10 protein-coding genes are annotated in these 12,288 nt (G+C 62.5%); 5 read left to right on the forward strand and 5 right to left on the reverse strand.

The genetic code is table 11. The annotated features are described in order from the left end of the window. Nucleotides 1-191: 191 nt before the first annotated feature. Nucleotides 192-974 (reverse strand): lysozyme family protein, encoded by a 783-nt coding sequence (locus AQUI_RS0111690; RefSeq protein ID WP_027257686.1) that lies wholly within the window; start codon nt 972-974, stop codon nt 192-194. A gap of 121 nt (nt 975-1,095) precedes the next feature. Here AQUI_RS0111690 and AQUI_RS0111695 point away from each other — a divergent pair, with 121 nt between their 5' ends. Next, nucleotides 1,096-1,890, forward strand: a complete 795-nt coding sequence (locus AQUI_RS0111695; protein ID WP_027257687.1) for a 23S rRNA (adenine(2030)-N(6))-methyltransferase RlmJ — start codon at nt 1,096-1,098, stop codon at nt 1,888-1,890. Nucleotides 1,891-1,989: 99 nt separating this feature from the next. Here the strand turns inward: AQUI_RS0111695 and AQUI_RS0111700 are convergent, their stop codons facing one another. Beyond that, nucleotides 1,990-3,588, reverse strand: coding sequence for a 2-isopropylmalate synthase (locus AQUI_RS0111700; RefSeq protein WP_027257688.1), 1,599 nt, complete (start codon nt 3,586-3,588; stop codon nt 1,990-1,992). A 241-nt stretch (nt 3,589-3,829) separates the two neighbouring features. Then, the gene (gene pdxR / locus AQUI_RS0111705) at nt 3,830-5,203 is read right to left on the reverse strand and encodes a MocR-like pyridoxine biosynthesis transcription factor PdxR (RefSeq protein WP_035919931.1); all 1,374 of its coding nucleotides are present in this window, start codon (nt 5,201-5,203) and stop codon (nt 3,830-3,832) included. 96 nt (nt 5,204-5,299) lie between these two features. Here pdxR and AQUI_RS0111710 point away from each other — a divergent pair, with 96 nt between their 5' ends. Then, the gene (locus AQUI_RS0111710) at nt 5,300-5,965 is read left to right on the forward strand and encodes a pyridoxamine 5'-phosphate oxidase family protein (RefSeq protein WP_027257690.1); all 666 of its coding nucleotides are present in this window, start codon (nt 5,300-5,302) and stop codon (nt 5,963-5,965) included. A gap of 55 nt (nt 5,966-6,020) precedes the next feature. On the opposite strand, the gene AQUI_RS0111715 is transcribed toward AQUI_RS0111710, so the two are convergent. Beyond that, on the reverse strand, nt 6,021-7,424 hold the full coding sequence (locus AQUI_RS0111715) for an MORN repeat-containing protein (protein WP_027257691.1): 1,404 nt from the start codon (nt 7,422-7,424) through the stop codon (nt 6,021-6,023). 180 nt (nt 7,425-7,604) lie between these two features. Here AQUI_RS0111715 and AQUI_RS0111720 point away from each other — a divergent pair, with 180 nt between their 5' ends. Together AQUI_RS0111720 and AQUI_RS0111725 are read left to right on the forward strand one after the other, a co-directional pair. Continuing rightward, nucleotides 7,605-9,263, forward strand: coding sequence for an NAD+ synthase (locus tag AQUI_RS0111720; RefSeq protein ID WP_027257692.1), 1,659 nt, complete (start codon nt 7,605-7,607; stop codon nt 9,261-9,263). 179 nt (nt 9,264-9,442) lie between these two features. After that, nucleotides 9,443-10,774: an NAD(P)/FAD-dependent oxidoreductase gene (locus AQUI_RS0111725; RefSeq protein WP_027257693.1), complete on the forward strand. Its 1,332-nt coding sequence runs from the start codon at nt 9,443-9,445 to the stop codon at nt 10,772-10,774. A gap of 10 nt (nt 10,775-10,784) precedes the next feature. Here the strand turns inward: AQUI_RS0111725 and AQUI_RS0111730 are convergent, their stop codons facing one another. Continuing rightward, nucleotides 10,785-11,717 carry an MBL fold metallo-hydrolase gene (locus tag AQUI_RS0111730; RefSeq protein WP_027257694.1) on the reverse strand — a complete coding sequence of 311 codons (933 nt, stop codon included), beginning with the start codon at nt 11,715-11,717 and terminating at the stop codon, nt 10,785-10,787. Between the two features lie 110 nt (nt 11,718-11,827). On the opposite strand from AQUI_RS0111730, the gene AQUI_RS0111735 reads away from it, so the two are divergent. Then, nucleotides 11,828-12,256 (forward strand): DUF1801 domain-containing protein, encoded by a 429-nt coding sequence (locus AQUI_RS0111735; protein ID WP_027257695.1) that lies wholly within the window; start codon nt 11,828-11,830, stop codon nt 12,254-12,256. The last annotated feature ends 32 nt before the right edge of the window (nt 12,257-12,288 follow it).

Below are 12,288 nucleotides of genomic sequence, written 5' to 3' on the forward strand. Positions count from 1 at the left end.
TGTACCTTAGGCGACTCCCGGAGGGGCCGCCAGCACCAACCTTATAAGCGGCAGTGCAGTGCCGCGAAAGGGCGTATTATGGTGAAACAGCGCCTTTCCGCCAAGTCCACGGCGTCATTACCGGCTCTGTCCCAGCGGGAAGACCGGGACTGGCGCAGAACCCCGCCTGGGCCGGCAGCAGCGGGCCCAGGTCAACTGGAGAAAATCCGCTTCATTTCAGCATCAAAATGCGACCAGGTCAGGCTGGCGCTGTTGCCGGCATAGCCCTCGTAATAGGATTTGCCGCTGGAGGTCGGCAGCCCGGCCCAGATCTTGGCCAGGTTCAGCATGAAGGTCTTGCGCGGCATCTCAGCCTGCAGGAAGGCGCTGTAGCCGGCCTCTTCGATCAGCTGATGCGCCAGCTGATCCTGCAGCTCGGGCGAGAAGCGGGCCTGCGGTTTCACACCCTGATGCTTGACCAGCCGCCGGAAGGTTGCGGGGATCAGCTGATAGCGCCCGATGGCGTGGGGCTGTCCTGGCGTTGCATTGATCCAGGCGTTTATCTCGGCAACGGTCATCTGCGTGGGTTTCTTCGGCGGCTTGCGTTTGGCGCCGTGCTGCACGGCATCATAGTTTGCCTTGCCTGCCTCGGCGCTGGCGATCAGCGACAGCAGGCGGCTTACGCTTGGCGGCGCGCTGAGGAGCGGGGCAAACAGGCTGCCGCCGCTGCGGCCGCGGAACAGGCTGGCGGCACCGGGGTCCAGCGACACCGCACCGCGCCCGGTGCCGGCTCCGGGCAGGGTATCGGGCAGCAGGCTGGCAATTGCCTGCGGTGCCGTGCCTGGCGCAGAACCGGGTTGCGGGGCAGAGGCTTTGTGCAGGAAGAACTGGCTGCCGACCAGCGAATAGCCTTGCGCGCTGACCGCTGCCGCGGCGCACAGCAGCATAGCCAGAAGTGTAAGGAAGAGGGCAACGGCGCTCGTTCTGAGGGGCATAAGGGACCTGCATTCTGCGGTATCTCGACTGGCTGCAGTCTGCTGTGTTGAGGTTGAGATTCCGTTTACCCGGCGTGCGCTGCCCCTTCCGCCCTCCGGCAATTGCCGCTAGAGGGGGCTTATGCTCTCCTATCAGCACATATACCACGCCGGGAACCTGGCCGATGTCCAGAAGCACGCACTGCTTGCCTGGATGCTGGCCTATCTTACCCGCAAGGGCAAACCGCTCAGCTATATCGAAACCCATGCGGGGCGGGGCCTCTACCAGTTGGACGCGGCTGAGGCGGTCAAGACCGGCGAGGCGGAACAAGGCATCACCCGTGTTTTGGCGGACCAAGGCCTGGCAGCGGATCACCCGCTGCACCTCGCCCTGACGGAAACCCGCAAAAAGCATGGCGGGACTGCCTATCCGGGTTCGCCGCTGGTTGCGGCGTCTTTGCTGCGCCCGGGCGACGCAATGCATTTTGCCGAGCTGCATCCGCAGGAAAGCACCGCCCTGCGCGCCGCGCTGAGGCCCTGGCGGGCCAAAGTGCATCAGCAGGACGGGTTCGAGCTGGCCATGTCGCTGGCGCCGCCAACACCCCGCCGCGGCCTCATGCTGATTGACCCCAGTTACGAGATTAAAACCGACTATGCCCGCATCCCCGGCATCATCGGCCAGCTGCACAAGAAGTGGAATGTCGGGATCATCGCCTTGTGGTATCCAATCCTCAAGGACGGCTCCCACAAGCAGATGCTCAAGGCACTGGAGGCGCAAGGCCTGCCCGGGGCATTGCGCCACGAGGTCTCCTTTCCGCCGGTCCGTGATGGGCACCGGATGATCGGCAGCGGCATGTTCGTGGTCAATGCCCCCTACGGCATCGCAGAAGAAGCTGCCCGGCTGTCGGCGCTGTTCGAGGGGATTTCCCGCAAGTAACCGCGCACCATCCGCTCTGTCCGGCCGGAGGTTTCGCATTGAGCAACAAAGGGCGCCGCAGCGGGCGCCCTTTGTTTGTTCTGTCTGTCCGGCCTTGGATCAAGCCAGATCTTTATAGGATATCTCACGCGTATCGGCACCTTCACCAACCCGGCCGCGGCGCACGATCAGGCGGTTCAACGCGTTCACATAAGCCTTGGCCGAAGCAACAACCGTATCGGTATTGGCGCTTTCGCCGGTGGCGATGATACCGTCTTCCTCCAGCCGTACCGACACAGTTGCCTGCGCGTCGGTGCCTTCGGTCACCGCATGCACCTGATACAGCTGCAGACGGGCAGAGTTCGGATGGATCATGCGGATCGCCTTGAAGGTCGCATCGACCGGGCCGTCGCCCTCAGCCGTCTCAGTGACGTCCTTGCCATCGATCTCCATCTCAAGGGTGGCTTCCGCCGGGCCGCCGGTGCCGCAGACCACCTTCATCGAGACCACTTTCAGATAGTCGTTCTCAGCGTCCACTCCGGTGCGCATCAGCGCGATGAGGTCGTCGTCAAACACCTCTTTCTTGCGGTCGGCCAGCTCTTTGAAGCGGACAAAAACGTCCTTCAGCTGGTTGTCGCCAACCTCATAGCCAAGGTGTTCCAGCTTGTCGCGCAGCGCGGCACGGCCGGAATGCTTGCCAAGCGGCAGCGAGGTGCCGGAGAGGCCCACATCCTCAGGCCGCATGATCTCGAAGTTTTCGCGGTTCTTCAGCATCCCGTCCTGATGGATGCCGCTTTCATGGGCAAAGGCGTTCTTGCCGACGATCGCCTTGTTCGGTTGAACCACAAAGCCGGAGACGGTCGAAACCCGGCGCGAGATATGCATGATCTTGGTGGTGTCGATGCCGGTGTGCCAGGGCATGATGTCGTTGCGCGTCTTCAGCGCCATCACGACCTCTTCCAGCGCGGTGTTGCCCGCGCGTTCGCCAAGGCCGTTGATGGTGCATTCGATCTGGCGTGCACCGCCCGCAACTGCGGCCAGCGCGTTGGCGGTCGCCATGCCAAGGTCGTTGTGGCAGTGGGTGGCAAAGACCACCTCATCTGCGCCCGGCACGGTCTCGATCAGCCGCTTGATCAGGTCAGCGCTTTCCATCGGCGCGGTGTAACCCACGGTGTCGGGGATATTGATGGTCGTGGCGCCGGCTTTGATCGCGATCTCGATCACCCGGCACAGGTAGTCCCATTCTGTCCGGGTCGCATCCATCGGCGACCACTGCACGTTGTCCACCAGATTGCGGGCATGGGTCACCGTTTCATGGATCTTGTCGGCCATCTCGTCCATGGTCAGGTTCGGGATGGCGCGGTGCAACGCCGAGGTGCCGATAAAGGTATGGATGCGCGGCTGCGCAGCCTTGCGCACGGCCTCGGCGCAGCGGTCGATGTCTTTGAAGCTGGCGCGCGCCAGGCCGCAGATCACCGATTTTTTTGAGCGTTCCGCAATCTCGGATACCGCGCGGAAGTCGCCCTCAGAAGCAATCGGAAAGCCGGCCTCGATGATGTCGACGCCCATATCATCCAGAAGCCCGGCAATCTCGAGCTTCTCGTCATGGGTCATGGTGGCGCCGGGGCTTTGCTCGCCGTCGCGCAGGGTTGTGTCGAAAATGACAACACGGGATTTGTCGCCGGAATTCGGGCCGGCAGTCGGGGAATTGTTGGTCATGTCGGTATCTCTTGTCTCTGTCCTAAGCCCTTTGGGGCATCATAAGCCTTTGATGGCGCGCGTGCGGCAATCCTCTGAGCGGGCGCGCCGGAAGGGCACGCTCAGAGGCGGGCTAGGATCAGTAGGGCGCGCAGAGCGGCACCGCGGGACGCGGCGTCGGCAAAGGGGATATCTGCGCAAATGGTCATGCAGGGATTTATACAGAGGCAATGGTAAATGAAAAGCCCATAGGCAGAGAATTTCAGCTTTGCTCTACGATCCGGCGCAGCGTTCCGATTTGGCCGGGCAGCACATCGGCGCGGCTTTGGCAAAATCCGATCAGCAGCCCCTGTGACCGTTTGGCTGGATCATGCGGGGACAAAGGCCGAACGGCGTAGCCAGCTTTGGCAGCATCGCGGCAGATCTGTGTGTCGCATCGCTTGCTTGCCAGATGAAAGGCGATCTGCATCCCGGCATTGTGGCGCTGGAAGGAGCCCAAATCCTCTGGCCATGCTGACAGAGCCTCCGCCGCCGCAGAGTAACGTTCGGCATAAAGCCTGCGGGCGCGGCGGATGTGGCGGTCGTACTGCCCCGAGGCCATGAACTCGGCCAGGGGCCGCTGCGCGGTGATCGCGGCGCCTGCACTGGGGTGGATAAACTGGGCGCGGAACTCTGGCACCAGCGCGGGCGGCAGAATCGCATATCCCAGACGCAGTGCGTGGGAGAATGTTTTGGAAAATGTGCCCGCATAGATGCAGCGCCCCTCGCGGTCGAGCGCGGCCATGGCGGGAACCGGCTGCCCGGCATACCGGAACTCGCTGTCGAAATCGTCTTCGATGATCCAGCCGTCCCGGTCCTTGGCCGCTTGCAGAAAGGCCTGCCGCTGGGGAACGGGAAGGGTGCCGCCGAGCGGGAACTGATGCGACGGGGTCAGCAGCGTGACCTTAGCCATTTGCGGCGGCACTGCCGCCCCGCGTGCCCCGGCCCGCAGCCAGCGTACGTCCCAGCCGCGCGACACCGCAAACCGCTGAGTGGGTGTGAAGCCAGGCGCTTCCAGTGCAATATCCTCGCCGCCGACCAGAAAATCCATTGTCAGCTCCAGCGCTTCGCGGGCGCCGCTGGTGACCAGAACCTGTTCGGCACTGCACTCTATCCCCCGCCAACGGGCTGCATAGGCGGCGATCTCGCGCCGCAGTTCAGGATCGCCAAAGGCATCTTCCTGGTGGCTGAGGCTCAACGGATCCATTCTTGCCACACGTGAAACACAGCGCGCCCAGGGCCGGGCCGGAAATACCTCCGGGTCCGGCGCGCCGGGCTGCAGCATGCCCGGGGCAGGCGGTGTCACCGCCGGCAAAGGCCGGGACGGGGCCTCGGGCGGGCGGATCGGTGCCACATCGCAGACAAAGATACCCGCTCCGCGCCGAGGTTCGGCGAACCCCTCGGCCACCAGCTGGTCATAGGCCGTCACCACAGTGGACCGTGCCACCCCCAGATCCTGCGCCAGCGCCCGCGATGACGGCAGCCGGGTGCCGATCGCCAGGCTGCCCTCACTGATCCGGCGGCGCAGTGCCGAAACAATCTGCTGATACAGCGGTTCAGCATTTGTGCTGGAAAGCACAGAGGACAGATCAATCACAGTGGACTGCCGATTTTGCAAGAAACTGGAACTTAATCATAGGCCAATTTGCGCATAGCTGTCGTGAAAAGACAATCAAGAACAAGAGATCAGCCGATGAGCCAGCCCGAACCGGAAACCGCTTTGAAATCCGAACGCAGCCGCCTGCGCCGCGCGCATGAGCGCGGGCTTTATGACCGCGAAGCCGTCTATCAGGTGCTCGATGCCATGCCGCTTGGCCATATCGGCTACCAGATCAATGGCAGCACGTCGGTTTTGCCGACGCTGCAATGGCGCGAGGGCGATCACGTGTATTGGCACGGCTCCGCAGCCAGCCGCGCTATCCGCGCCATGCAAGGGTCAGATGTCTGTCTGACAGTCACCTGCATGGATGGCTATGTGCTGGCGCGCTCGGCCTTCCACCACTCGGTCAACTTCCGCTCTGCCATGCTGTTCGGCGTGGCGGAGAAGGTGACAGATGAAGACGCCAAGGCTGCCAGCCTCAAAACCATGGTGGATCATATCTTCCCGGGCCGCTGGGACGCGCTGCGCCCGATGACCGGCCAGGAGCTGAAAGCAACAGCCCTGCTGCGAATGCCGATCGAGGAAGGCGCCGCCAAGATCCGTTCCGGCCCGCCCAAGGATGACGAGGAGGATTACACGCTGCCGATCTGGGCCGGGGTTGTGCCAATGGCAATGGAGCTTAAGCCGCCGCAGCCGGACCCTGCCAATCTGGAAGGCGTGGCAATGCCCGATCACCTGAGCCGCATCCGCATTGGCTGAAAGAGAGCAGGTGCGCTTTTAGGCGCACCTGTTGATTTGGCTTAACGTTTTTTGCTTACTCGGTTTCGCGACTCACCAACGCGCCGTTTTCCCAAGTGCCGTCCGCCTGCTGGCCGCTGGCGTATTTCATCGTGCCCGACCCCTGCCGCTTGCCGTTGACAAAGCTGCCCTCGTAAACGTCGCCATTGGCATAGGTCGCTACACCCTCGCCAAAGATCTTGCCCTCTTGCCAGCTGCCTTCGTAGACGAAGCCGTCGGGCATTTCGATCTTGCCCTGGCCGTGCCGCTGGCTGTCCGCGAACTGGCCGGTATAGACCGAGCCATCGGCATAGGTCACCTTGGCGTCGCCATGGCGCTGCCCGTCCTGCCAGCCGCCCTCGTAGCGGTAACCGTCGGCATAGGTCATCACCCCTTGGCCATGGTTCTTGGCGTTCTGAAAATCCCCGGTATAGGTGATGCCGTTGGGGTAGGTCGCGGTGCCTTTGCCTTCGATCACGCCGGCCATCCAAGCGCCTTGGTAGGTGGAGCCGTCGGGATAGGTGATCTTGCCCTGGCCCTCAGCCAGGTCATCGCGGAAATCGCCCTCATAAACCGACCCGTCCGGATAGACAGCTTTGCCTTTGCCTTCGATCTGTCCCTTCACCCATTCGCCGGTATAGGTGTAGCCGTCTTTTTCGGTGAAAGTGCCCATGCCGTGGCGCTTATCGTCCAGGAAGTCGCCGGCGTAGACGTCGCCGTTGGCATAGGTCTGCTTGCCGGTGCCATGACGGCGGCCGTTTTGCAGCTCGCCTTCGTACACATCGCCGTTGGGCTGCATCAGGCGGCCGGTGCCATGCATCTGGCTTGCGGCCCATTCGCCCTCGTAAACCAGCCCGTCCGAGGTTTCCAGCTTGCCTTGGCCCTGCAACTGGCCGTCAGCCACAGCACCCGCGTAAACTGTGCCCTCGCCGTAGGTGATCTTAGCTTGGCCTTGCTGGCGGCCCGCAACCCAATCGCCATCATAGGAATAGCCATCGGGGGAAGACATCACGCCCTTGCCGTGCCGCTTACCATCGGCAAAGCTGCCGTGATACCGCACGCCGCTGGCATAAACCGAGGTGCCGTCGCCATGGATTTGCCCGTACTGCCAGCCGCCCTCATAGGTGCTGCCGTCGGCGCGGGTCAATTTGCCCAGCCCGTGCGGCTTGCCTTGCGCAAACCCGCCTTCATAGACCGAGCCGTCCGGAAAGCGTGCCACGCCTTGGCCGCGCACTTCACCATCGACCCATTCACCGGTGTATTCATAGCCGCTTGGCAGCTTGTAAGTGCCGGTGCCATGCTGCAGTCCGCCCTTGAAAGTGCCTTCATAGACACCGCCGATTTCGTCCTGAGTGGTGATAACGTCACCTTCTTGGGCCAGCGCCGGTGCGGCCAGTGCCAGAAGTGTGGAAAACGCGAATGCGGTGCCGAAACGGGTCATTGAAACCTCTGCCTGCCCAGGAATTACGGTGCTGCTGCCATATTGGGTTGCTCGCCCGGAAACTAAGCTACCGCAAGCGGAGCCGCAATGTCTTTTACCCGGCCTCCGCGCCTTGCTCTTTTACTTGGCGTTCAATCTGGTAAATGGCTGTGAGTGAGTTTTGCAAAGGGCCAAAGCAGCATGGCAGACCGTTTTCGCGTGACACTGGCGCAGCTGAACCCCACAGTGGGCGACCTGGCCGGCAATGCCGCCAAGGCCAAAGCCGCCTGGGAGGAGGGCCGCAAGGCTGGCGCCGATCTGGTGGCGCTGCCGGAAATGTTCATCACCGGTTACAACACGCAGGACCTGGTGATGAAACCGGCCTTTCATCAGGCGGCGATTGCCGAGGTCGAAAAACTGGCGGTGGAATGCGCCGAGGGTCCGGCGCTGGCAATCGGCGGGCCGTGGATCGAGGGCGGTAAGCTCTACAATGCCTATCTGATCCTTAAGGGCGGCAAGATCGCGTCGCGCAGCCTCAAGCACCACTTGCCGAACGAGACCGTCTTTGACGAAGTCCGGATCTTTGATGCCGGCCCTTTGGGTGGCCCTTACGCGGTTGGCAACACCCGCATCGGCTCCCCCATCTGCGAGGATGGCTGGCACGAGGATGTCGCCGAAACCCTTGCCGAAACCGGTGCCGAATTTCTGCTGATTCCAAACGGCTCGCCCTATTTCCGCAACAAGATGGAGGTGCGCTTTAACCACATGGTGGCGCGCGCTGTCGAAACCCATCTGCCGGTGATCTATCTGAACATGGTGGGCGGCCAGGATGATCAGGTGTTTGACGGCGGCTCCTTCGTCTTGAACCCGGGCGGCGCGCTGGCGCTGCAGATGCCGGTGTTTGACGAGGCTTATGCCCATCTGGACCTGGAACGCACAGACGAGGGCTGGTGCGCGGTGGAGGGCGATAAAGCGCATCTGCCGGACGCGTGGGAGCAGGATTACCGTGTGATGGTCGAGTCTTTGCGCGACTACATGGGAAAAACCGGTTTCAGGAGGGTGCTGTTGGGGCTGTCCGGCGGCGTGGACTCGGCCATCGTGGCGGCCATTGCGGTGGACGCGCTTGGCGCTGAAAACGTCCGCTGCGTGATGCTGCCTTCTGAGTACACCTCCGACGAGTCGCTGGAGGATGCCGAAGCCGTCGGCAAGGCGCTGGGCGTGCATTACGACTATGTACCGATTTCCGAGGGCCGCGAAGCAATCACCAATACGCTGGCACCGCTGTTCGCCGGAATGGAGCCGGGCCTGACTGAGGAAAACATCCAGTCCCGCTTGCGCGGTCTGCTGCTGATGGCGATGTCCAACAAGTTCGGGGAAATGCTGCTGACCACCGGAAACAAATCCGAAGTCGCGGTGGGCTATGCCACCATTTATGGTGACATGAACGGTGGCTATAACCCGATCAAGGACATGTACAAGACACGGGTGTTTGAAACCTGCCGCTGGCGCAACGCCCATCATCGTCCCTGGATGATGGGGCCTGAAGGCGAAGTGATCCGCCCCAATGTGATCGACAAGCCGCCCAGTGCCGAACTGCGCGAGGACCAGAAGGACAGCGACAGCCTGCCAGATTACCCGGAGCTGGACGCGCTGCTGGAAATTCTAGTGGACAAGGACGGTTCAATTGCAGATTGCGTCGCGGCGGGCTTTGACCGGGATGTGGCCAAACGGGTTGAGCATCTAGTTTACATCAGCGAATACAAACGCTTCCAGTCCGCGCCCGGCGCCCGCCTGACTCCAAGCGCGTTCTGGCTGGACCGGCGCTACCCGATCGTGAACCGCTGGCGCGACCCATCCTGATTCGGTCGTTAACCCTTTGAAGCCGTGGATATTTTCACGGTATCTTGGCCGCCTCTAAAGCCTTGCCTGGCGTCGGCAACGCTCTGATATGCGGCGGAAAAATCACAATGCCGGAAACCAGCGCATGGCGCGCGCCTGCATGCTGGACCGGCGATTCCGCAGCGGGCATAGATGCCTGCATGCCCGGACCAAAGCTGCCTCACTTTCAATCCGATCTGGCCTTGCCCAAAACCGTCGACACCGTGGTGATCGGCGGGGGCATCATTGGCGCCGCCACCGCACTTGAGCTGGCCGAGCGCGGCTGTTCAGTGCTGTTGTGCGAAAAAGGCCAGATCGCCGGTGAGCAAAGCTCGCGCAACTGGGGATGGGTGCGGATTTCCTGCCGTGATCCGCGGGAAATCCCGCTGATGGCCGAGGCGCTGCGGCTTTGGGAAGGTCTGAACGCCCGCACGGGGCACGAGACGGGCTTTACCCGCTCTGGCATCCTCTACACGGCGGAAACCAGTAAGCGCGAAGCCCAGCTGGAACGCTGGCGGCGCAATCTTGACGGCTGGGAACAGAACGCCCGCATGGTCCGCGGCGACCAGATCGGCCAGCTGATGCCGGGCCACCAGACCAAGACCCGCAGCGGACTGCTGACGCCGATGGACGGGCGGGCAGAACCGCAACTGGCCACTCATGCGATTGCCTCCGCCGCGCAGGCCGCAGGCGCCAAGGTGATGACAGAATGCGCCGTGCGCAGCGTTGAGACCGCCGCAGGCCGCATCAGCGGGGTGATGACCGAACGCGGCCGGGTTGCCTGCTCTGCTGTTGTTGTGGCAGGCGGGGCCTGGTCGCGGCTGTTCCTGGGCAATGCCGGTGTGCACCTGCCGCAATTGAAAGTCCTGAATTCGGTCCTGCGCACTTCGCCAGTACAGGGCGGGCCGGAAACCGCGATCCGTGCTACCAACCTTGGCCTGCGCAAGCGCGCCGATGGCGGCTACACCGTGGCCGATGCCCATGAAAACATCGTCGATATCGTGCCCGACAGTTTCCGGCTGGGCTGGAAATTCCTGCCCAGCTACCGCCAGGAGTGGCGGGCGTTGCAATTCCGCCTGTCAAACCGCTGGGCTGAGGAAGCGGCCGAGGCCCGTCGCTGGCAGCCGAACCAGACCACACCGTTTGAACTGTGTCGGGTGCTGGACCCGGCCCCATCGCAAAAGGCCTTGAAAAGCGGCTGGGCGGCGGCGCAAAAGGCGTTTCCGGTGCTGCAAGGTGCCGATGTGGTACAGAGCTGGGGCGGGTTGATCGACGTGACACCGGATGCGATTCCAGTGATCTCGCAAGCCGATGGGCTGCCGGGGCTGTTTGTCGCTACCGGCTTCTCTGGCCACGGCTTTGGCATCGGCCCGGCGGCAGGCAAGCTGGCCGCCGATCTGGTGACCGGCGGTGCACCCGTGGTGGACCCGCACGACTTCCGCCTGTCCCGTTTCACGGACGGCTGCGGATACGGGCCGCAAACCGGCTATTGAACCGGGCCGCTTAGCCCATCAGCTGATAGCTGACCGGTACATAGCGGAAACCCTCGCCACGCGTTTCGACAAAACCGGCGGCGGGGAAGGGCATGTGATAGCCGATCATCGGAACCTTGTCGGCGGCCAGCATCCCCAGTACCCGGCGGCGTGACGCGCTGGCCGCCTCGGCATCGGCATCAAAGCTGAACGCCCAGTCGGGCCGGGCAAAGCTGTAGACATAGTGATTGGCCAGATCTGCAGTCAGCAACAGCTGCCGGCCGCCGCTTTCCAGCATGAAGCCCATATGCCCGGGCGTGTGGCCAAAGCTTGCCATCGCAGTGACCCCCGGCGCCACGCTGGCGCCGTTGTCAATGAACGTGGTCTTCTCTGTCAGCGGCGTCACATTGCTGGCCACCAGATCACCGACCCGGTTGCCGGCCTCCATTTTGGACCAGAAGTTATACTCGGCAGATCCCATGATGTAGCGGGCATTGGCAAAGGTGGGCGCACCGTCTGTCATCAGCCCGCCAATGTGGTCCGGGTGCATATGGGTGATCACAACCACATTGATCTGGTCGGGCGTGACCCCGGCTGCCGCCAGCGCCTTGGCGATGCCGCCTGCGCCAAGCCCGGTGTCAAATAGCACCAGCTCGGCGCCGGTATCCACCAGGGTAGGAGTGAAATAGAACTGCAGTGTTTCTGCTGAGACGAAGTTCTCAGCAGAAACTTCGGCAAACTCCGCATCGCTGGCCGCTGCGCCAAACAGCGGCTTCGGTCCGTCACGCAAGGATGAGGCATCCAGCAGTGTGGTGACCGGCATCTCACCCAGTTTGAACGAATGGGCGGTGGGCGCTTCGGCACGGCCGCCGTGGGCGCCGGCCAGAACAGGTGTTGCAGCTGCGGCAAGGGGCAGGGCGGCAGCGCCGGCCAAGGCAGCACGGCGGGACAGGGAAACAGTCATTAGGGAACCTCCAAGTTGCATTGGACTGCCCGCATCCTAGCGCTGCGGCGGCAGTGGGCTGTAAACAATCCCGTGATGCGGGTTAGGATGCAGGAAGGAGGGCTCCCGCCATGAGCCAAAACAAGACCGTCCCGACCGGAGAAAGCGTTGCAGATTTCCTTGCCACGGTTGAACCAGAGCGCAAGGCGGCAGAAGCACAAGAGCTGGATGCCCTGTTCTGCCAAACCACCGGTTTCAAGCCGCAGATGTGGGGCCCTTCCATCATCGGCTACGGGCGCTACCACTACCGCTATGCAACGGGACGCGAAGGAGACTTTCTCGCCACCGGTTTCTCGCCACGCAAGACGCGCCATTCGATCTACATCATGCCGGGCTATCAGGACTACGGCGCCTTCCTTGCGTGCCTGGGCAAACACAAGCTGGGCAGAAGCTGCCTTTACGTGAACAAGCTCGCCGATATCGACCTGGAGGTGCTGTCCGAACTCATTCGCACCGGATTAAAAGACCTTAATGCGATGTGGCCGGTGCAGCCGGATTGACCCGGCAGCCTCTTCATCTTTTTGAAAATACT

Origin of the sequence: Leisingera aquimarina DSM 24565, assembly GCF_000473165.1 — a bacterium.
GTDB classification, from domain to species: Bacteria; Pseudomonadota; Alphaproteobacteria; order Rhodobacterales; family Rhodobacteraceae; genus Leisingera; species Leisingera aquimarina.